This is a genomic window from Nitrospirillum bahiense (assembly GCF_007828025.1).
Classification (GTDB): domain Bacteria; phylum Pseudomonadota; class Alphaproteobacteria; order Azospirillales; family Azospirillaceae; genus Nitrospirillum; species Nitrospirillum amazonense.
The window spans coordinates 186,156-206,701 of the sequence record NZ_VITO01000009.1 but is presented as its reverse complement, the minus strand read 5'-3'; the positions used below and the strand labels follow the sequence as shown (position 1 = coordinate 206,701).

15 protein-coding genes are annotated in these 20,546 nt (G+C 69.6%); 2 read left to right on the top strand and 13 right to left on the bottom strand.

The annotated features are described in order from the left end of the window. Positions 1-159: 159 nt before the first annotated feature. Positions 160-3,570 carry a YhdP family protein gene (locus FBZ88_RS15185; RefSeq protein ID WP_145618035.1) on the top strand — a complete coding sequence of 1,137 codons (3,411 nt, stop codon included), beginning with the start codon at positions 160-162 and terminating at the stop codon, positions 3,568-3,570. 57 nt (positions 3,571-3,627) lie between these two features. After that, the gene (locus FBZ88_RS15180) at positions 3,628-4,758 is read left to right on the top strand and encodes a JmjC domain-containing protein (protein ID WP_145618033.1); all 1,131 of its coding nucleotides are present in this window, start codon (positions 3,628-3,630) and stop codon (positions 4,756-4,758) included. A gap of 3 nt (positions 4,759-4,761) precedes the next feature. On the opposite strand, the gene FBZ88_RS15175 is transcribed toward FBZ88_RS15180, so the two are convergent. The 13 genes from FBZ88_RS15175 to FBZ88_RS15115 all read right to left on the bottom strand — a co-directional run bounded on the left by FBZ88_RS15175 (position 4,762) and on the right by FBZ88_RS15115 (position 20,098). After that, positions 4,762-5,922 (bottom strand): acyl-CoA dehydrogenase family protein, encoded by a 1,161-nt coding sequence (locus FBZ88_RS15175; RefSeq protein ID WP_145618032.1) that lies wholly within the window; start codon positions 5,920-5,922, stop codon positions 4,762-4,764. A gap of 14 nt (positions 5,923-5,936) precedes the next feature. Further along, positions 5,937-8,060: a 3-hydroxyacyl-CoA dehydrogenase NAD-binding domain-containing protein gene (locus FBZ88_RS15170; RefSeq protein ID WP_145618030.1), complete on the bottom strand. Its 2,124-nt coding sequence runs from the start codon at positions 8,058-8,060 to the stop codon at positions 5,937-5,939. Between the two features lie 110 nt (positions 8,061-8,170). Beyond that, positions 8,171-9,703, bottom strand: a complete 1,533-nt coding sequence (locus tag FBZ88_RS15165; protein ID WP_145618029.1) for an alpha/beta hydrolase family protein — start codon at positions 9,701-9,703, stop codon at positions 8,171-8,173. A 23-nt stretch (positions 9,704-9,726) separates the two neighbouring features. Continuing rightward, complete coding sequence (locus tag FBZ88_RS15160) at positions 9,727-10,410, bottom strand: hypothetical protein (protein WP_145618028.1); 684 nt, start codon at positions 10,408-10,410, stop codon at positions 9,727-9,729. An 83-nt stretch (positions 10,411-10,493) separates the two neighbouring features. Continuing rightward, positions 10,494-11,294 carry a hypothetical protein gene (locus FBZ88_RS15155; protein ID WP_145618026.1) on the bottom strand — a complete coding sequence of 267 codons (801 nt, stop codon included), beginning with the start codon at positions 11,292-11,294 and terminating at the stop codon, positions 10,494-10,496. Between the two features lie 3 nt (positions 11,295-11,297). After that, entirely contained in the window at positions 11,298-11,627 is a 330-nt protein-coding gene (locus tag FBZ88_RS15150) for a PadR family transcriptional regulator (protein WP_145618025.1), read from the bottom strand. An 87-nt stretch (positions 11,628-11,714) separates the two neighbouring features. Beyond that, positions 11,715-12,506: an IclR family transcriptional regulator gene (locus FBZ88_RS15145; RefSeq protein WP_145618024.1), complete on the bottom strand. Its 792-nt coding sequence runs from the start codon at positions 12,504-12,506 to the stop codon at positions 11,715-11,717. Between the two features lie 74 nt (positions 12,507-12,580). Then, on the bottom strand, positions 12,581-12,877 hold the full coding sequence (locus FBZ88_RS15140) for a hypothetical protein (protein WP_145618023.1): 297 nt from the start codon (positions 12,875-12,877) through the stop codon (positions 12,581-12,583). Positions 12,878-12,989: 112 nt separating this feature from the next. Continuing rightward, positions 12,990-14,258 carry a 3-phosphoshikimate 1-carboxyvinyltransferase gene (gene aroA, locus FBZ88_RS15135; RefSeq protein ID WP_145618021.1) on the bottom strand — a complete coding sequence of 423 codons (1,269 nt, stop codon included), beginning with the start codon at positions 14,256-14,258 and terminating at the stop codon, positions 12,990-12,992. 160 nt (positions 14,259-14,418) lie between these two features. Next, on the bottom strand, positions 14,419-15,711 hold the full coding sequence (locus tag FBZ88_RS15130; protein WP_145618020.1) for an adenylosuccinate synthase: 1,293 nt from the start codon (positions 15,709-15,711) through the stop codon (positions 14,419-14,421). Positions 15,712-15,795: 84 nt separating this feature from the next. Then, positions 15,796-16,947, bottom strand: coding sequence for an ATP phosphoribosyltransferase regulatory subunit (locus tag FBZ88_RS15125; RefSeq protein WP_088872781.1), 1,152 nt, complete (start codon positions 16,945-16,947; stop codon positions 15,796-15,798). 257 nt (positions 16,948-17,204) lie between these two features. Then, entirely contained in the window at positions 17,205-18,626 is a 1,422-nt protein-coding gene (locus FBZ88_RS15120) for a homospermidine synthase (protein ID WP_145618154.1), read from the bottom strand. 116 nt (positions 18,627-18,742) lie between these two features. After that, positions 18,743-20,098 carry a type III PLP-dependent enzyme gene (locus FBZ88_RS15115; RefSeq protein ID WP_145618019.1) on the bottom strand — a complete coding sequence of 452 codons (1,356 nt, stop codon included), beginning with the start codon at positions 20,096-20,098 and terminating at the stop codon, positions 18,743-18,745. Positions 20,099-20,546: the final 448 nt, after the last annotated feature.

Genomic DNA, 20,546 nt, shown 5'->3' with positions numbered 1-20,546 from the left:
CCCCGTGTAAACCTGTCCATCATGACCCTATGTTGCTGGGACTGGACAAGGGATGGGGCGGGGCCCCGTTCGCTGTTCGCCGTTTCGCGGTTGTGGGTTCCCGGGGCAGAGTGCCCAAGGGTCCGCAACCCGGTCAAGCCATGCCGGAAGTCTGAGCCTTTGCCCCGTCCGATCCCGCCCATTCCCCCCGCCGAGGCGCCTTCCGAGGTACCGACCGGGACGCAGGCGTCCGGCGAAGGGGGGGATGTGGGCCTGCGCGTGCCGGGGCGGCGCCCGCCCGAGCCTACAGAACCGCCGCCGCCCAAGCCGCCGCGCAAGCGCCGGGGCATGATCGGCCACACGGCCCTGGTCATCCTGGAACTGGCGGCGGGCCTGCTGCTGGTGGTCCTGGTCACGGCGGGCCTTTTGACCTGGCGCCTCAGCCGGGGGCCCATGCCCATTTCGTGGTTCGCGCCCTATCTTGAGCAGGCGGTGAATTCCGGCGGCACCGTCCACATCTCCGTCCACAAGGTGTTGCTGGCCAGGGCGCCCAAGGGCGCCACGTTGGAAATCCTGGCCGACGACGTGGTGCTGACCGGCACGGGCGGCGCCACCGTGGCGACGCTGCCGGAATTCCGCGTTGCCCTGTCGGTGCCGGCGCTGCTGCACGGCCGCCTGGCACCCACCCGTATCGTGCTGGTGCGCCCCCGGCTGAACGCCATCCGCGAGGTCGATGGGCGTTTCCGCCTGGCGCTGATGTCGGATGACGACACCGACGACGGCAACGACTTCATGGCGGACCTGATCACGGCGCTGAAGCGGCCGCCGGATCCGCTGGAACCCCTGGGCGCGCTCACCAAGCTGGTGGTGTCCGAGGCGCGGCTGTCGGTGGACAACCGCCAGCTGGGCCTGGTGTGGTCCGCCCCCCGGGCTGACATCTCCCTGACCCGCGACCGACGGGGCATCAGCGGCAACGCCCAGCTGGTGGTGGACCTGGGCGGGCACATGACGCAGGTGGCGGCCGACCTCGGCTATCGCCTGGCCGACGGCACCGTCAGCGCCGTGGCCCATTTCTCCGGCGTCAGCCCGGCGGATCTGGCGCGCGTCACCCGCGCGTCCGACGGCGTGCTGGCGGCGGTGGGCGGCATCGACATGCCCCTGGCCGGCACGGTGACGCTGGACCTTGCCTCCGACTTCTCCCCCCGCATCTTCGACGTGGCGCTCAGTGGCACGGCCGGCACCGTCACCCTGCCGGGGCGGCTGAAGGCGCCGCTGGCGGTGGCCAACCTGGATCTGCAGGCGCGGCTGGAGCCGGGGGGCCTGATCCTGAACCACCTGAACCTGACCCTGCCCGGGTCCGGCGGACCCGCGCCCGCGTCCACCGTCATGCTGACGGGCAAGGGGGTGAAGCGGGACGACGGCAGCTATCGCGTGACCCTGGCCACCGAGGTCAAGTCCGTGCCGCTGAACGCGCTGGACGCGCTGTGGCCCCTGGACGCCCTGCCCAAGCCGCGCGCCTGGATCATGCAGAACCTGTCGGACGGCGCCTTCGACAAGGTCACCTTCAATTTAGAGGGCAACGCCCCGGCCGACCTGTCGGACATGGTGCCCAGCCGCATGATGGCCAACTTCACCTTCTCCGGCGCCACCGTGAACTACATGGATGGCCTGCCCAAGGTGAAGGATGTGGGCGGCACCGCCACCTTCGACGGCGGGCACCTGGGCATCGAGCTGACGCAGGGCCGCCTGCTGGACCTGGCGCTGGGCACCTCGCGCCTGGACATCACCGGCTTGGACAAGACGGCGCAGAAGATGGAAATGACGCTGCCGGTCAGCGGCCCCATCTCCTCCGCGCTCACCGTCATCGACACCCCGCCCCTGGGCTATGCCAGGAAGGTGGGGCTGGTGCCGGCGACCGTGGCCGGCACCGCCGACATGACCCTGCGCTTCGACTTCCCACTGGTCGCCACCCTGAAGATGGACCAGGTGAAGCTGGGCGTGCAGGCACACCTGAAGAACGTGGCCGCCGACGGCATCGTCGCCGACATCAAGGCGTCGGATGGGGACCTGAACCTGGTGCTGGACAACAAGGGCATGGACACCAACGGCACCGCCCGCCTGAACGGCATGCCGGCCCGCATCCTGTGGCGCGAGAATTTCCCGGCGGAGGCGCCCATCGGCACCCGTGTCGCCCTGCAGGCCACGGCCAACGACCGCGACCGCCAGCTGTTCCACCTGGATTTCCCCGACTGGGTGCGTGGCCCCGTGGGCGTCAACATGGTCTACACCAGGGACGCCCAGCATCAGGAGACCATCCTGGCCGACCTGGACCTGACCAAGTCGGCCCTGGCCGTGTCCCTGATGGACTGGCGCAAGGTGACGGGCGTGCCGGCGTCCGGCCACGTCGAGGTCGGCTTCGACCAGGGCCGGCCGCTGCACGTCACCCGCTTCCAGCTGAAGGCGGACGGGATGGAGGCGTCGGGCAGCATGGACCTGAAGCACGATTTCTCCATCGGCCATATCGCGGTCGACCGTTACCGCCAGGGGCGCACCGACGCCGCCATGACGGTGGATGTGGACGATGCGGGCGGCATGCGGATCAAGGCGGCCGGTCCTTCCATGGACGCGCGGCCCTTCCGCCGCTCCGCCAGCGGGGGCGGCAACGGCCGGCCCCTGACCGAGGCGGAACTGAAGGCGCTGGACGCGCGGCCGCCGCTGGACGTCGATTTCAACTTCGACAAGGTGGTAACGGCCAACGGCGGCCGCGAGATTGGCGCCAGCAAGGGCCAGTTCGCCCGCCGGGGCCGCAGCTGGCGCTCCGTCGTGCTGGACAGCCGCATCGGCAAGGACAACGCCGGCCATCTGTCCCTGCGCTATGTGCCGGACGGCAACGCCATGGCGCTGACCATCACCTCCGACGACGCGGGTGCGGCCCTGCAGCAGCTGGACGTGCTGGACCATCTGCGCGGCGGCAAGCTGGTGGTGAAGGGCCACAGCACCCCCGGCGACCCGCATGAGGTGGTGGACGGCACCCTGGACGTCACCGATTACCAGGTGGTGGAGGCGCCGGTGATGGCGCGCCTGCTGTCGGCGGCCAGCTTCCAGGGCTTCTCCGACTTCATGAGCGGCGCCCCCATCACCTTTGCCAAGCTGGAAGGCGGCTTCCACTGGACCGACACCGGCGTCAGCTTCCACGACGTGCGCACCTCGGGTGCGGCCATCGGCCTGACCATGGAGGGGGAGATCAACCTCAGCCGCGGCATGGCCGACCTTCAGGGCACCATCGTGCCCTTCAGCACCTTCAACAAGCTGCTGGGCGCCATCCCCATCGTCGGCGATCTGCTGACGGGGGGGGAGGGGCAGGGCCTGCTGTCGGCCACGTACCGGGTGAAGGGCCCGCTGGACGACCTGGACGTGTCGGTCAATCCACTGGCCGTGCTGGCCCCCGGCTTCCTGCGCAACCTGTTCTTCCTGTCGCCCACGGATGAGGACGGCAAGCCGGAGGCGAAGCCCGCCCCCCGGAAGAAGCCGGCCAAGCCGGCGGGCGACCCGGCATCGCCCGCCCAGGCGACACCCGACACGCCGAAGTAGCAGCACTTTCCGGCCGGGTGCTATCCTGGCGCGGGATCATGGCGTTGGGGTGGGCTTATGCTTGGTGGCGTGTCGGCGCTGGTTCGTCCTCATGATCCGGCAGACCTGGACCGGGCCTTCCTGGAAAAGCGGCGCCTGCACCTGCGCACCGGCCAGGCGGACGCCTTCGCCCGGCTGCTGCCCTGGTCGCTGATCAACGCCCAGGTGACGCTGGCGGGCCTGCACAACGGCCGCCTGCGCCTTGTGCGGTCCGGCCAGGATTTGCCCTATGACACGGTGGTGGGCCGCAACAAGGCGGGCCAGATGTTCCTGAAGACCGCCGCCCTGCACGACCAGATCGGCCAGGGTCTCAGCCTGGCACTGAACCATTTGCACCATGTGTCCCCCCGCATCGCCGCCCTGGTCGCGGCGGTGGAGCGGCGCTATCGCGTGCGCGGCGGCGCCAACGCCTATGTCAGCTTCCAGCGTGAGGGGGCTTTGGGGCCCCACTGGGACAACCACGACGTCATCATCCTGCAGATATGGGGGGAGAAGCGCTGGCATTGCCATGGCGCCCGCGCCGTCCATCCCCTGGTCAGCCGCAGCTATCCCACCGTGGCGGAGGCGGGGCCGGTGGAGTGGGAGGACACCTTGCGCCCCGGCGACGTGCTGTACATCCCGCGCGGCGACATCCATTGGGCCACAGTGGCGGAGGGTGGACACTCCGTCCACCTGACCATCAACCTGGGGGGCCTGCGCGCCCGCGACATGCTGCGGGCCCTGGCCGGCCGGCTGGAGGGGGGCGAAGCCGCCTTCCGGGAAGAGGTCATGGCCCTGGCCGATGAGGCGGCGACGCGCCGGCAAATGGCGGTTCAGGCCGACCTGCTGCACGGCGCGCTGGAACAGCCGGACGTGGCGGCGCTGTTCACCCAGCTGGATTGGGAGCGGGAGGCGTTCCAGCCCATGAACCTGGGCCTGGATCGCACCCTGGCGGACACCACGGAGATCCATCCCGCCGCGCGTGGTCCGGGGCCGGTTCCGTCCAGACTGCCGCCGGATCAGCGGCGGGTGCTGACGCAACTGCTGGCCACGGACGGCGCCCGCCTGGGCGACCTGCGGCGGGACCTGCCGGACATGGAAGGTCCCGCCGTGGCCGATGCGGTCGCCGCCCTGGCCCGCGCCGGCCAGGTCTGGCTGTTCGACGCCTGAGTCTCAGCGGCCGCCCTTGGCGTCCCGGATCATGTTGCGGGCAATGACCAACTGCTGGATCTGGCTGGTGCCCTCATAGATGCGGAACAGGCGGACGTCGCGGTAGAAGCGTTCCACCCCGTATTCGGCCATGTAGCCAGCACCGCCGTGGATCTGTACGGCGCGGTCGGCCACGCGGCCCACCATTTCCGAACAGAACAGCTTGGTGCAGGCGGCCTCCGTGCCCACATCGCGACCCGCATCGCGCTGGCGGGCGGTCTCCAGCACCATGCAGCGGGCGGCGTAGGTTTCCGTCCGGCTGTCGGCCAGCATGGCCTGCACCAGCTGGAACTCGGCGATGGGCTGACCGAACTGCTGGCGGTCCAGGGCGTAGGCCAGGCTGTCACGGATCAGGCGTTCCGCCACGCCCACGCAGACCGCGCCGATGTGCAGGCGCCCCCGGTCCAGCACCTTCATGGCGGTGCGGAAGCCCTGGCCCTCGCGCCCGCCGATGATGTTGGCCGCCGGCACCCGCGCGTCCTGGAACACCACGTCGGCGGTGTGGCTGCCCTTCTGCCCCATCTTGCGGTCCACGGGGCCGACGCTGACACCGGGCGTGTTCGCCTCCACCAGGAAGGCGGTGACGCCCTTGGCATCGCGGCTGGCGGGATCTGTGCGGGCGAACACGGTGAACAGGCCGGCGCGTGGCGCATTGGTGATGAAGCGCTTGGTGCCGTTCAGCACATAGTGGTCGCCGTCGCGCCGGGCGCTGGTGCGCAAGGAACCGGCGTCGGACCCCGCCTCCGGCTCCGTCAGGGCGAAGGCGCTGATCAACTCCCCGGTGGCCAGCTTCGGCAGGTAGTGCCGCTTCTGTTCCTCCGTCCCGTCGATAACCAACCCTTGCGAGCCGATGCCGTTGTTGGTGCCGATGAGGGAGCGGAAGGCCGGCGAGGTCTGGCCCAGTTCGAAGGCCACCTGCACCTCTTCCGCCATGGTCAGGCCCAGGCCGCCATACTCCTCGGGGATGGACAGGCCGAACAGGCCGAGATCCCGCATCTCATCCACGATGTGTGGCGGAATGGCGTCATCCTCCGCCACCTGATGTTCCAGCGGCACCAGCCGGTCGCGCACGAAGCGGCCCACGGTGTCCAGCAGCTGGCTCAGCGTCTCTTGATCCAAGGCCATGGCTTAAGAGTCCTTCAGTTCAGGCTGGCGAAGCCGTGGCCGTCGCGCACCAGGCGCTCCAGCAGGGGGGCGGGCTGCCATTGCTTGGCGCCGCTGGCCTGGTGGAACTTGGTGATAGTGCCCAGGATGGTGCCGAGGCCCACCTGGTCGGCCCAGAACAGGGGACCGCCGCGCCAGGCGGGGAAGCCGTAGCCGTGGACCCAGATCATGTCGACGTCCAGCGCGCGGGCGGCCACACCCTCCTCCAGGATCTTCGCCGCCTCATTCACCATGACGTAGAGGCAGCGCTCCAGGATCTCCTGGTCCGTGACGCTGCGCGGGGTGATGCCTTTGGCGGCACGGTCCCGGGCAATCAGGTCGGCAGTGACCGGGTCGGGCAGGGGCGTGCGGCTGCCGGCCTCATAGCGGTAGATGCCGGCGCCGGTCTTCTGGCCGTGGCGGCCCTGTTCGGCCAGGCGGTCCAGCCAGCCGGGCGGCGGGGTGTCGGGGTCGCCGGCCTTGCGCCGTTCTTCCCGGATGCGCCAGCCCACGTCCAGCCCGGCCAGGTCGCCCATGGCGAAGGGCCCCATGGGGAAGCCGAAGTCCGTCAGCACACGGTCCACCTGGTCCGGCGCCGCCCCCTCGTCCACCAGGGCCGTGGCCTCGCGCGCCCGCTGGTGCAGCATGCGGTTGCCGACGAAGCCGTAGCAGACGCCCACGGCCACGCCCACCTTGCCGATGCGCCGCGCCACGTCCATGGCCGTCGCCAGCACGTCGGGCGCCGTCTCCCGGCCCCGCACCACCTCCAGCAGGCGCATGACATTGGCTGGGCTGAAGAAGTGCAGGCCGGCCACGTCCTGCGGCCGGCTGGTCACGGCGGCGATGGCGTCGACGTCCAGGGTGCTGGTGTTGGTGGCCAGGATGGCGCCCGGCCGGCACACCTGGTCCAGCCGGGTGAAGATCTGTTTCTTCAGGTCCATGGACTCGAACACCGCCTCGATCACCAGATCAGCGTCCGCCAGGTCGCCGTAGTCCAGGCGGGGACGGATCAGGCCAAGGCGGGCGTCCGCTTCCTCCTGGCTCAGCTTGCCCCTGGCCACGCTGGCCTGGTAGTTGCGGCGGATCGTGGCCAAACCCCGATCCAGCGCCTCCTGGGTCGTGTCCAGCAGCACGGTGGGGATCTTGGCATTGGCGAAGCACATGGCGATGCCGCCGCCCATGGTGCCGGCGCCGATGACGCCGACGCGATCCACCGGGCGGGGCGTTAGGTCGGGCGCCAGCCCCGGCACCTTGGCCACCGCGCGCTCGGCGAAGAAGGAATGGATCAGGCCCGCGCGCTGGGGACTGTCCATGCAGGCCAGGAACAGTTCCCGCTCCCGTTTCAGCCCCTCCGCCAGGGGCAGGGTGCAGGCCGCTTCCACCGCGTCGACACAGCGATGGGGCGCGAACAGGTGGGGTGATTTCCGGGCCAGGTCGTCGCGGACGGCGGAAAACAGCAGGGGGCTGACGGCGGCGATACGGTCGCCGCGCGCGCCGGTGCGCCGGGGCATCAGGCCTTTGGCCCGCACGCGCTTGGCGAAGGCCAGGCCGGCGGCCAGGGGTTCAGGCTCCGCCGCCAGCCAGTCGACCAGGCCGATGTCCAGGGCGGCGGCCGTCGTGACGGGATCGCCGCTGACGATCATCTCCAGCGCCTTGGCCGGGCCCACCAGGCGGGGCAGGCGCTGGGTGCCGCCGGCCCCCGGCAGCAGGCCCAGCTTCACCTCCGGCAGGCCCAGCCTGGTTCCCGGTAGCGCCACCCGGAAATGGCAGCCCAGCGCCACCTCCAGCCCGCCGCCCAAGGCCGTGCCGTGCAGCACGGCGATGACGGGCTTGGGACTGGCCTCCAGTGCCGCCACCACATCGGGCAGGAAGGGCACCAGCGGCGCCTGGCCGAATTCGCGAATGTCGGCGCCGGCCATGAAGGTGCGGCCGGCCGCCAGCAGGACCAGCAGGTCGGCCTCACCATCCGCCTGGCCTAAGGCCAGGGCGCGCAGCAGCCCGGCCCGCACAGCCTGGCCCAGCGCGTTCACGGGCGGCTGGTTGACGGTGATGATGCCGGTGCGGCCCTGGCGCTCATAGCGCACGGGGGTGCAGTCGGTGGCGATGCCGCTGGCGTCCATGGGGCTCTCCCTCCCTCAAGGCGCCTGGTTGGGTCGGCGCCGTCGGCAGGACAGTATCAAAGCGCCGATATGTTGCAACATTTGCGGAATATAATTCCGCATTGCGGAATTCATTGTGCGCGGCGCGGGATTACGGTGCCTTGGGCGGCCGGCCCCGGCACGGCCGGATGCAGGTGCGTGTCCAGCCAGCGCGCCACCAGGTCCAGCGCCTCGGGTGCGGACATTGCCGGTTCCAGCGGTCCCGGTTGGCCGGTGTCGACATGTTGGAAGCCATGGTTCAGGCCGGGCAGTTCCATGACGGTGGCGTCTGGGTTGTTCCGAAGGGCGGCGCGGGCCTGCGGAACGGTGCGCGGTGTGGAGACGACGGTGTCCCGCCCCGCGTACAGGGCCAGGACGGGCGCGCGGATCATGGCCAGCGCCTCGTTGGGGGCGGCCTGGTACATGGACAGGACCACCGGGGTATCCAGTTCGGCGACCACGGCTTGCGCTTGCGCCAAGCTCCAGCCGCCCGCGACGCAGCCGTCGATCAGCGCTTGGCGGGCGGGGTCCACCACCGACGGCGGTGCTTCGGCGATACGGGCGGCATACAGGGCCTGAAGGGCGGCGACGACCCGGTCGTTGGCGTCGCCGGCGATGCCGGCCTTGGCCAGTTTCTCTCGCATGTCGTCGGTGAACAGCGTGCCCTTCTCGCCTGCGGGCCCGGCCAGCATGACCACGGCGGCAATGGCTGGGTCGCGGGCGGCGACGGCGGGCCCGACATAGGCGCCCTGGCTCAGGCCCAGAAATGCCACCCGCCCGCCGTCGATATCCGGTCTGGTGCGCAGGTAGGCCACCGCCGCCGCCGCGTCCCGTTCCATCAGCCCCAGGGTGTCCAGGAACGTCCCGGTCGACTCGCCTACTCCCCGCTTGTCGTAATCCAGGGTGGCGATGCCCTCGGCCAGCAGCCGATCCTCCACCAGGGGAAAGACGCCGCGCTTGCCGGGGCCACTGCCGCTCAGCAGGACGACAACGGGGAATGGACCGCTTCCATGCCGGCCTGGCAGGCGCAACCGGCCGGCCAGCACTACACCGGGGTCGGAAGGAATACGGACATCTTGCACCCGCTGCGCGGGCCGGAAGCCGGCAAAGGTCGCCTGCATGTCGGCGTCATCGGGTTCGCCGGGCCGGAACAGCACGGGGCCCAGCAGAACGTCAGCCGGTGCCCTGCCTAGATGCAGGGTCAGGAACTGCGTACCAGCAGCAAGGTCGGTCGGCGCCACGCCGCTGAGGGTGATGCGGCGCCAATCCGGCGTCAGGTCCACCGTCCGGCTGGCCAGGACGGCGTATGACGGCGCGCCGCCATTGATCATGACCGGCACCGTTTCCGGCCGGGCGGCGCGGGCCCAGAAGGTGGCGCTGACCCGTTCGCCCGCCTTCAGCGCCAAGGGTAGGGCCATACTGGCGGCGCTGGCCCAGGGCTCCCCCGCCCTGTCATCCCCCGCGGCGGCGGTCACGGCGTTGTCGCCGGGTACCGCGCCGTCCTGCCCGAAGGTGACGCGCGTGCCCCAGATGGTCCAGGTCCCGACCCCCATCACATCCTGCGCCTGCGCGCCCAGGGCCGGCAGCCAGAGCAGCACGCAGGCCCGGGCCATCAATGTTCTCATGGTGTCGTTTCCCGTGGGGCGGATCAGGTCGCATTGGAAAAGGGCTTCGCCGCGGCTTTTGGGGGCAGGGCCGGAGGGACCGTTTGCGGGGTCGTGGCCTGGGGCGGTGGAGTATTGTCCTGCCAGGCCACCCAGAAGCGGACCGTGGTCCGCCGCCGCGTTTCGGCCCGCTTGTTCATGAGGGTCAGGGTCAGGATCCGGTTGCCGTCCTGCAGGGTGCCGCTGTACTCGCTGCCCGTGTACATGCTGTCACCGACGAAGGTGGCGACCCCGTCGCCGCAGACATAGCGGGCGCATTCGCCCATGGGCGCCCCATCCTGTGAGATGCCGCAATAGATGGCGACGACCTGGGCGGTCCCGGGCAGTTCCACGAACAGGTTCTCTTCCCCTCCCGGGCGGATGGCCGTTCGTGTCTGCGCCTCGGTCACCCGCACGCCGGGGGCGCCAAGGTCCCGCGCCATGCGGTTCCCGCCCTGGTAATCGTTCCAGGCCTGGCAGAAGGGATAGTCCACCACGTTGGCGCCCCGGAAATAACCGGGGTTGGTGCGCAACCCCGCCTGCCGCCACCATGGGTCCGGTATCGAGGCGGTCATCAAGGCATAGACCAGGCTGACGGACAGCGCGGCCGAAATCAGGGACACCAGCAGCCGGCTCATGAGCGCGACGGGGAACGGCATCTGGGCCTCAAGCGACAAATTCGCGTGCATGGCTGCTGCTTCCTTAATTTATTACACAATGTAGAAGAAATAAGCGCGACTTATCAGGAAGGGCGATGGGGGCGGACGGGGATTCAGGGGACGCTGGTGCCGTCGTCGCGCCAGGCGATCCAGAAATGGCCGGTGACGCCGTCTTCGGGGGCGGCGGAGCGGCTCGACATGGCCAAGGTCAGGACACGGCCTTTGACATAGGCGCTATCCTCGACGAAAGCCGAGACACCGGTGCCGCAGCCGCCGCGGGAACACTCTTCGACGACCGTCTTCCCCGCACCCGGTCGGGTGATGCCGCAATAGATGGCGGTCACCTTGGCCGCCTGGGGCAGCAGGACGGCCAGATCCTGTTCCGCGCCCTGGCGCACCGCGCCCCGGGTGGTGACCTCGGTCACGTGGACACCGGGGCCGTGCAGGTCACGCGCCAGGCGGCTCCGGCCCTGATAGTCGGTCCAGGCCTGGCAGACGGGGTAATCGGGCTGGTTGAAGCCCCGGAACTGGCCGGGATAGCTGGGCATGCCCGCCCGTAGCCACCAGGGGGCGGGCACCAGCACCGACATCATGGCGCAGCAGACGGTGAAGGCCACGGCGATCGTGGCCAGCGATTGCAGCAGCCGGCCCCGGTCCAGGAAACGCAGCAGCACCAGGTTCTCCAGCCGCCGGCTGGCGATGGCCAGGATGCTTGAGGCGATGTCGCGGCGATAACGGCTCAGGGCGGCGTCCGGCCCCAGGATCGCCAAAGCGTTGACGTAGGATTCCTCCAGGTCGCCCATGCGATCCTCCACCTCATCGGGGGTGGCCACCAGCATCAGGCAAAGGCGGGGGAACAGGGGCAGGACGGTTGGGGTGACGACGGCGATGCTGTTTTCGGACGGCGTCGTCATGGTTCAGGCCCCCTTGCCCGCCAGATCCAGGCCGTATTCCAACTCGTGACGGGCGTTGACGGCGTGATCCAGCGCCTGACGCCCCTCGCCGGTCAGCTTGAAATAGCGTTTTGCCCGGCCGCCGCGCGTCGGCGTCGGCTCGCCCAGGTACGACTCCAGCAGCTCCTTGGCCGACAGCCGGTCCAGGGTGGTGTAGACGGCGCCCAGCGTATGCTCCCGCCGGGTGCGGCGGCTCAGCTCATCGCGGATGGCCACGCCATAGGCACCGTCGCCCAGGGCCAGGATGACCATCATCACCGCCTGTTCCAGTGTGCCCAGCGTGTTCCTGCCCATCACGGCCTGCCCTGCTTGCTATTTCTTCTACAATGTATATTCGGCCGGCGCGGGGCGTCAATGGGGTTGGCCGGGGAAGAAGGGGACTCAAACCGCCCGGCCGACCAGGGCCACGCGGTTAGCTAGTTCCACCAGGCGGGGGCCCAGTTCCCTTTCCAGCCGCTCGGGCGTCAGAATGTAGGACGGGCCGCCGCAATTGAACGCCAGGGGCGGCTGGCCCGGTTGGGTGGGACGCAGGGGCACGGCGACGGAATTCACGCCCTGCACCCATTCGCCCACGTTCAGGCAAAAGCCGCGTGCCCGGATTTCGTCGGCGGAGCGCAGGATGCCCCGCTCGACCATGGGCCAAAACTCCTCGCCCGCCCGTTGGCGCAGGCGTTCCATCAGCGGGGCCCGGGTGGGCTGGTCCAGGGCCGCCAGATAGGCGCGGCCGATGCTGGATCGGCCCAAGGACAGGCGCGACCCGACATCCTGCTGCAGGCTGACCATGCCGGGCGCCCGGGCGCAGGCGATGTAGACCATGCTGAGGTCGTCGCGGCCGGCCAGGGCGGTCAGCACGCCGTCGCCGGCGTCGTCGGCCAAGGCCTGCAGGTAGGGCTGCGCCGTTTCCCGTATCTTCAGCCCGCCCAGGCAGGCATAGCCCAGGCCCAGCACGGCCACACCCATGCGGTATTTGCCGCTGTCGGGCAGGTAATCCAGATAGCCCAGCTTGGCCAGGGTGTAGGTCAGGCGCGACACCGTGGCCTTGGGCAGGCCGCAGCGTTGCGCCAGGTCGGCATTGCCCAGGGGGCCGTCGGTGGGCTCGAAACAGCGCAGGATGTCCAGGCCGCGCGACAGCGCCGTGACGAACTGCCGGTCCCCACCGGCCTCATCACTCATGTCTTCCGTGACCGGACCGCCGCGCTTTTTCAAGGCATCTCTCCCCGGGGCGCCCGTGTGCGCCCCGAGACTGATTATACGTCTCCACTGCCGGAGGAAACGGCGAATGACTTTTCGATGAAGCGGAAATAGCGGTGCAACACGCCCCCGAAAAAGGCGATCAGCAGCAGGAGGCGGATGCTTTCCCAGGACGCCGGTGGCAGGCCCAGCCAAGCCAGGACGCCACGGCCCGCCATCCGAGGGGCCAGCCCCCAGAACTCCGCCAGGTTCAGGACCAGAAGGATGCCGACAACGGGCATGAGCAGGACGATGAAGGCCCGTCCTTTCCTCACGCGCGCCATGGCGCCGGATGACAACGCGGCATCGTGCATGTTGGGGCGGCCCGGAAATGGCGCGCCGCGTTGACCGCCGGTCGCGCGAAGGCCGCAGTGTCAGATGACTACGGTGTCATTGCAACCGTAAGAAGAGATACTATGCGATGGGTCAGGTCGCGTCCTTCAACTCCACGCCCAGGCCGGCCAGCGCCTTCCAGTAACCCGGATAGGTCTTGGCGACGCAGCCCGGGTCCAGGATGGCGATGTCGCGGATCTTCAGGCCGGCCAGGGCGAAGCTCATGGCGATGCGGTGGTCGGCGTAGGTTTCGATGCGGGTGGGCAGGCTCTGGCCCGCCAGGCCGGGGTCGCTGGCCACCAGCAGATCGTCGCCCTCCTCCACTCCCAGGCCGGGGCGGATGCGCGACAGTTCCGTCGCCAATGCCGCCACGCGGTCGCATTCCTTCACCCGCAGGTTGGTGATGCCGGTGAAGCGCACGGGCGTGGTGTTGAAGGCCGCCAGCACCGCCAGGGTAGGGATGGCGTCCTGCATCTGCGAGCCGTCGATGACGGCCGGCAGGTGGGGGAACAGGCGGATGAAGTCGTAGGCGCGGGCGTCCGGCTGGGTGAAGGCGGTGGCCGGGGTCCCCAAGTCGATGGCGCCCCCGGTCAGGGCTTCAGCCGCCCACAGATAGGTCGCGGCCGACGCATCAGGTTCCACCACGAAATCGGCGGCGGTGTAGCCGGTGGCGGCCACGGTCCAGGTGGCGTCGCTGGGATGGCTGACCCGGGCGCCGAAGGCGGCCATGGCGGCGGTGGTGAGATCCACATAGCCCTTGGCGCCGATGTCGGCACCGGTCAGCACCACGTCGGTGGGCTCGCGCCCCAGCGCGCCCATCATCAGCAGGGCAGAGACATATTGGCTGGACAGGCCGCCATCGATTTCCACCCGGCCACCCTTGTAGCCGCCCTGGCCGTTGACGGTAACGGGCGGGCAGCCGGTGGGGGCGTCGATATCCACGCCCAGGGTCTTGAGGGCCGCCACCAAGGGGGCGATGGGGCGCTTGCGCATGTGCGCATCGCCGTCCACCACCACAGTGCCGTCCACCGCCGCCGCCACGGCGGCCGTCAGGAAACGGGTGGCGGTGCCGGCGTTGCCCAGGAACAGCGGCTGGGCCGGCGCCCGCAAGGTGCCGGTGCCATGGACGACGAAGCTGGTATCGTCCGGCTCATCAACGCCCACGCCCATGTCGCGCAGGGCCTGGGCCATATAGCGGGTGTCGTCGCTTTTCAGCGCCCCTGTCAGCCGGCTGGTGCCTTTGGCCAATCCCGCCAGCAGCAGGGCGCGGTTGGTGATGGACTTGGACCCCGGCGGCGCCACCCGGCCCCGCAACGGACCCTGCGGCGGAATGATCAAAGTCGCGCCATTGCCGTTACCCATCACCTTTTTTCCTTGTTCCTCAGGCGCCGGCGCGGCCATCCGGCCGCTTGGCTATCCTCGCTGCGCCCTTCGGTGCTCGCTCCGGCGCCCGCAGTCGCGGGCTACCTGATGGCGTGAGGCACGCCATCAGGCTTCTAAGAACCAACCCCGGTGTGGGGCCTTACCCCTGAAAGGGGTCACGCATGAGAATCGTGTCGTCGCGCTCGGGGCTGGTGGACAGCAGGGTCACCGGCGCTTCGATCAGTTCCTCGATGCGGCGGATGTACTTGATGGCCGTGGCCGGCAGGTCGGCCCAGGACCGGGCGCCGTAGGTGCTCTGGGTCCAGCCTTCGAAGGTCTCGTAGATGGGCTCCACCTCGGCCTGGGCCGTCTGGCCGGCCGGCAGGTGGTGGATGACCTCACCCTTGTAACGATAGCCGGTGCAGACCTTCAGCTCCTCGATGCCGTCCAGCACGTCCAGCTTGGTCAGGGCGATGCCGTCGATGCCGCCCACCTTCACCGCCTGGCGCACCAGCACGGCGTCGAACCAGCCGCAGCGGCGCTTGCGGCCTGTGACCACGCCGAATTCCTTGCCCTTGGCGCCAATCAGCTCACCGATATCGTCGAACAACTCGGTGGGGAAGGGGCCGGAACCGACGCGGGTGGTGTAGGCCTTGGTGATGCCCAGCACGTGGCCGACGGCGCCGGGGCCCATGCCGCTGCCGGCGGCGGCGTTGCCCGACACGGTGTTGGAGGAGGTGACGAAAGGGTAGGTGCCGTGGTCCACGTCCAGCATGGCGCCCTGGGCGCCCTCGAACAGGATGCGCTTGCCCTGGGCGCGGGCCTCTTCCAGGCGCTGCCAGACGACGGCGCTGTAGGGCAGGATGCGCGGGGCGATCTCGCGCAGCTGGGCCAGCAGCTCGGCGCGGTCGATCTCCGGCGCGTTCAGGCCGCGCAGCAGGGCGTTGTGGTGGAACAGCAGCTGGTCGATCTTGTGCTCCAGCACGGCCTCGTCGGCCAGGTCGCACAGGCGGATGGCACGGCGGGCCACCTTGTCCTCATAGGCCGGGCCGATGCCGCGGCCGGTGGTGCCGATCTTGCCGGCGCCGCGCGCTTCCTCGCGCGCCTTGTCCACCGCGCTGTGCAGCGGCAGGATCAGGGTGGCGTTCTCGGCCACGATCAGGCTTTCCGGGGTGATCTGCACGCCCTGGGCGGCGATGTTCTCGATCTCGCGCAGCAGGGCCCAGGGATCGACCACCACGCCGTTGCCGATGACCGACAGCTTGCCCGGGCGCACGACGCCGGAGGGCAGCAGCGACAGCTTGTAGGTGACGCCGTTGATGACCAGCGTGTGGCCGGCGTTGTGGCCGCCCTGGAAACGGACGATGACGTCAGCGCGGCTGGACAGCCAGTCGACGATCTTGCCCTTGCCTTCGTCACCCCACTGCGAGCCGACGACCGCGACATTGGCCATGATGCTTCTCCCTCTAAAACGGCGCTCAATAGCAGGCGCGGGGCGGCGATGCGGCACCCGCAGGATTTCCAAACAGATGGACGCTCAGACCTCGACGGTCCAGCCGTCCCGCAGCAGGTGGCTGCAGCCCAGGCGCTTGGCCTCGGCCGCGTCATCGTCCAGCGGCTCCAGCGCCGCCACCGTGTCCCAGCCTTTCTCGCGCAGGCGCTGGGCCTGGGCCGCCGGGGTACCGTGGGGCAGCAGCAGCCGGCGGGCCGGCGCCGGGCCGGGCACGGACTCGATGACCGTGTCGGTGAACAGGGTGAAGCCGGTGGCCGGTTCCCCCGCCAGGGTGCGATAGCGGCCGCCGCGCCCGATCTCGCCGCGCACGCCACGGGCGAAAATGGTGAAGCTGACGCCGGTCTGGTATTCGAACCCGCGCTGTTCCACGGGATCGATCGTGATCTGGACGTGCGGGGCGGCGCTGACGATCAGGTTCACCACGGTGGCCAGGCGCTGGCGCTCCGGCTCCGCCTCCGCCGGCAGCTCGACGGCGGCCAGGGCCTCCACGGCGGCGGGGGCGTTGCCGCAGCACGCCATCACCCGGCCCAACAGCTCCGCGGCGGCTCCGCCGATGGCGGCCAGCCCGGCGGCGTCGCGGTGGTCCAGGGCCTCGCGCGCGGCGCGCTGCGTGGCCTCATCCAGGCCCAGGGAACGGAACAGCGCCGGCACCAGGGTGGGCACCGTCAGGTCCACGGTCAGGCCCTCGGCACCCAGGTTGGTCAGGGCCTCGGTCGCCAGCAGCACGATCTCGGCATCCGCCTCGGCGCGCAGGCTGCCGATCAGCTCCACGCCCACCTGGCCGAACTGGCGCTCATGGCGCAGCTGCGAGCCCTTCACGCGCAGCACCTGGCCGGCGTAGGACAGGCGCAGGGGGCGGGGAGCCTTGCCCAGGCGGGTCTGGGCGATGCGGGCGACCTGCAGCGTCATGTCGGCGCGCAGGCCCATCATGCGCTGGGACACCGGGTCCATCAGGCGGAAGGTCTGATGCGCCAGCTTGGCGCCCGGGCCCGCCAGCAGGCCTTCCTCGAATTCGATCAGCGGCGGCTTGACCCGGTCATACCCATGGCGGCCGAAATCCGCCATCAGCTGTTCCACGATGCGGGCCTCATGCTGGGCGGCAGGCGGCAGAAGATCGCGCAAGCCGGCCGGCAGCAGGGCCTTGGCCGCAATGGCCTCGTCGGCGCTGTCAGTCATAATGCAGAAGGGTCCCGGGCGTCGAAAGGGCGACAGTGCCCGTTACGGGTCTTTAATCGCTGGCCGGCGCGCACGCAATTGTTTAAGCCCCGCGCCCGCTGGGGAGGGGGCATGTGTGATGTTTGCTTCAGGCGCCAGCGGGGCCATCCGGCCCCTTGGCTTCCTCGCATTCCAGTCCGCTGACGCTCCCCGGAATGCTGCGGCAGACGCGGTCGCGTCCTAGTCGCTACGCTCCGGAGAGTCTCAAGACCATTAATTCAGCAAACCCGCACGTTCTTGAACTGCCAGGCGTCGGCGCGGTCCAGATCCTCGGGGAACAGGGTCTCGCGGCCGTCCAGGGGGGTCCAGTCGGTGTAGACGCCGACCACGGGCCCCAGGTAGGGCGTGGCGATTTCCATGACCCGCTCGAACGAGACCTCGTCGGCCTCGACGGGGCCCTGCGTCGGGTTCTCCAGGGCCCAGACCATGCCGCCCAGGACGGTGGCGCAGACCTGCAGGCTGGTGGCGTTGTTGTAGGGCACCAGTTCGCGCGCCTCGGCCACGGTCAGCTGCGAGCCGTACCAGTAGGCGCCCTTCTCGTGGCCGCACAACAGCACGCCCAGCTCATCGATGCCGTCGACGATCTCGGTCATCAGCAGGCGCTGCCGCTCCTGCTGCATATAGCCCTTGCCCACGAACTCGTGGATCGAGGTGATGGCGTCGTCGCAGGGGTGATAGGCGTAGTGGCAGGTCGGGCGGTAGGCCACGCTGCCGTCCTCGTTCCGCGCCGTGAAATAGTCGGCGATGGAGATGGCCTCGTTATGCGTGACCAGGAAGCCGTGGAAGGGGCCCTCCATGGGCGTCCAGGTGCGCACCTTGGTGCTGATGCCGGGGCGGTTCAGGAAGATGGCCGCCTGGCTGCCGAACGCGTGGCGCTGGCCGTCGGCGGGGAAGTGGCGCTCATGCGTACCCCAGCCCAGTTCCGCCGGCTGGCAGCCTTCGCTGACGAAACCGTCGATGGACCAGGTGTTGACGAACTCGCCCCGCTCGCGCGGGCGGTCGGCCACCTGGGTGTCGCGCTCGGCCACGTGCACGGTCTTGATGTCCAGGCGCTGGGCCAGGCGGGCCCAGCCGTCGCGCGTGGTGGGCACGGCCACGTCCAGGCCGTTGTCCTGGGCGATGTTCAGCAGCGCCTGCTTCATGAAGTGCGACACCAGCCCCGGGTTGGCGCCGTGGGTCAGCACGGCGGTAGGGCCACCGGGATAGCGGGTCTTCAGCTCCAGCGCCGCTTCGCGCAGGGCGTAGTTGCTGCGCAGCGACGGCGACAGGCTGGGGTCGGTGTAGCCGCCCACCCAGGGTTCGATGCAGGTGTCGAGGTAGAAGGCGCCGGTCTCCTGGCACAGCTCCACCAGCGCCAGGGAGGAGACGTCGACCGACAGGTTCAGGACGAAGTCGCCCTTGCGCAGCAGCGGCACCAGGATGTCGCGGTGGTTGTCGCGGGTCAGCGGACGGATCTGGAAATCCACCTGGTAATGCGCCGCCTCATCCCGGCCGCGCGCGTCGGCCGTGATGATGGTGATGCGGTCGGCGGTGATGTCCAGGTGCCGCAGCACCAGGGGAAGCACGCCTTGGCCGATACTGCCGAAACCGATGATATAAAGTCGCCCGGGGATGGCGGCATGTTTCACGGAATGGGACATCATAAACTCTCCGGGCTTTACCAACGGTTGACCGACCGTCTGTTGCTGTCGCGAATTCGCCGGCGTTCCTTCACGGGCGCCGGCCCCTCTGTTGAATTAAGAGCGCCGTGTTTGCCTCAAGCGATGCGGCGACGCAATATGCCGTATCGCGAATTCCGCCGAACCGGGGCGGAGACCAGGCCTGCGGTGGCCACCAGCGGGGCGTCGCGGACCTCCACCAGGCGGGCCTGGTCGAAGCCGTTGAAGGCCGTGCGCAAGGCGGCGCCGTAGGCGCCCAGCTGACCGATCTCGATCCAGTCGCCCTCGCGGATGTCGGCGGGCAGCAGGAAGGGACCGCGCATATAGTCGGCGCTGTCGCAGGTGGGGCCCCAGAAGCTGAACTCCTGCAGCGCCTCGGCCTGCGTCGGGCGAATCAGGCGCACGGGGAACCGCATGCCCAAGGCACCGGCGTCGGCCAGGCTGCCGTACGCGCCGTCATTGATGAAAAGCTCCGAGCCGCGGCGGCGTTCCACCTGGACGACGACCGAGGCGCCGGTGGCGACCAGGGCGCGGCCCGGCTCGCACCACACCTGGACGTTGGGGGCCAGATCCATGGCCACCAGGCCGTCGCGGATGGCGGCCATGTAATCGGCCAGCGGGGGCGGGTCCATATCAGGGTAGCGGGCGGGGAAACCGCCACCCACATCCACCACGTCGATGGCGACGCCGGCGGCCTTCACCACGGCGTCGGCAATGGCCAGCGCGCGGGTATAGGCCTGCGGGTCCATGCACTGGGAACCGACGTGGAAGCAGACGCCCACGCGCATGGCCAGCGGCCGGGCGGCGCGCAGCAGGGCCACTGCTTCGTCGAAGGCGGCACCGAACTTGGCCGACAGGTCATAGGCGGCCTGGCCCTTGGGCATGCCCAACCGAATCATCAGGCCCAGGTCCGCCGCCACCGGGTCCAGGCGGGCGTCCACGCCGTCGGCGCCGGGCACGCCCTCGGCCACCACCTCGACGATCTTGGCCAGCTCATCGGCCGAATCGAGGGAGAAGTCGCGCACCGACTGCTCGAAATAGGCGGCGCGGATGGCGGCGCGGTTCTTCACCGGGTGCATGTAGTGCACGGCGGCCGACGGGTACATCTGGCGGGCCAGGCGGATCTCGGCGGGGGAGGCGCAGTCGAAATGGCGCAGGCCGCCCTCGGTCAGGGCGCGCAGCATGGTGGGGTCGGGGTTGCACTTCACCGCATACATGACGGCACCGCGCGTGCCGTCACCCAGGGCCTGCTCCACGGCGCCGTAGAAGGCGGCGATGAACTCGCGGGCGTTGGCGGCAACCTGGCGGGGGCGCAGGCAGTGCATCGGCTCCGCCGGGGCCAGGCTGGCGACCAGGCTGTCCACGGTGGGGGTGGGGGCCGGGATGGCGGAAGGACGGGCCTGCGCGCGCACGCGGCGCAGGGGGGAGACGGCGGAACGGAAACGGTAGGCCATAGCAATACCCCTGTCCGGCCCCGGCGTCGCCCTCGGGCGTACAGGGAGCCGGCTTCATTCGGCTGAACCAGGGACCGCGCGGGAAACGGGCAAGGCGGTGGCGCCAGGGGCCGTTCAACGTCAGCGATCGGTGGGAAGGGGAATGATCTGGTCTAGCGCCGTGATTGCCGGGCCATCGGGTCGATCCGTCGACCTTAAGACCTCAAAGCGTCAACAGACGCGTCAGGACCAGAAGGGGCTTACCGCTTCACCGCCCGTTTTATGGTGGAAAGCATGATGTTGGTTCCCTCTCAAGGCCCGGCCCAGTCACTTCGGCCGGATCTGCTTAAAAAGGACGCCTAACGTCGTTGCTTAACCATCCAAGGGTCCGGGCCATGTTCGATGACCGGAACCCAGGGGCCAGTGGCACGTGCGGGTGCGTCGCGGACTCTGTATTTAGGCGATTTGC

Coding starts and splice junctions, on each gene's coding strand:
- FBZ88_RS15125 (WP_088872781.1), bottom strand. CDS start 16,947: ATGACTGACAGCGCCGACGAGGCCATTGCGGCCAAGGCCCTGCTGCCG.
- FBZ88_RS15180 (WP_145618033.1), top strand. CDS start 3,628: ATGCTTGGTGGCGTGTCGGCGCTGGTTCGTCCTCATGATCCGGCAGAC.
- FBZ88_RS15150 (WP_145618025.1), bottom strand. CDS start 11,627: ATGGGCAGGAACACGCTGGGCACACTGGAACAGGCGGTGATGATGGTC.
- FBZ88_RS15140 (WP_145618023.1), bottom strand. CDS start 12,877: ATGCACGATGCCGCGTTGTCATCCGGCGCCATGGCGCGCGTGAGGAAA.
- FBZ88_RS15165 (WP_145618029.1), bottom strand. CDS start 9,703: ATGAGAACATTGATGGCCCGGGCCTGCGTGCTGCTCTGGCTGCCGGCC.
- FBZ88_RS15170 (WP_145618030.1), bottom strand. CDS start 8,060: ATGGACGCCAGCGGCATCGCCACCGACTGCACCCCCGTGCGCTATGAG.
- aroA (WP_145618021.1), bottom strand. CDS start 14,258: ATGGGTAACGGCAATGGCGCGACTTTGATCATTCCGCCGCAGGGTCCG.
- FBZ88_RS15145 (WP_145618024.1), bottom strand. CDS start 12,506: ATGAGTGATGAGGCCGGTGGGGACCGGCAGTTCGTCACGGCGCTGTCG.
- FBZ88_RS15175 (WP_145618032.1), bottom strand. CDS start 5,922: ATGGCCTTGGATCAAGAGACGCTGAGCCAGCTGCTGGACACCGTGGGC.
- FBZ88_RS15160 (WP_145618028.1), bottom strand. CDS start 10,410: ATGCACGCGAATTTGTCGCTTGAGGCCCAGATGCCGTTCCCCGTCGCG.
- FBZ88_RS15115 (WP_145618019.1), bottom strand. CDS start 20,098: ATGGCCTACCGTTTCCGTTCCGCCGTCTCCCCCCTGCGCCGCGTGCGC.
- FBZ88_RS15120 (WP_145618154.1), bottom strand. CDS start 18,626: ATGTCCCATTCCGTGAAACATGCCGCCATCCCCGGGCGACTTTATATC.
- FBZ88_RS15130 (WP_145618020.1), bottom strand. CDS start 15,711: ATGGCCAATGTCGCGGTCGTCGGCTCGCAGTGGGGTGACGAAGGCAAG.
- FBZ88_RS15155 (WP_145618026.1), bottom strand. CDS start 11,294: ATGACGACGCCGTCCGAAAACAGCATCGCCGTCGTCACCCCAACCGTC.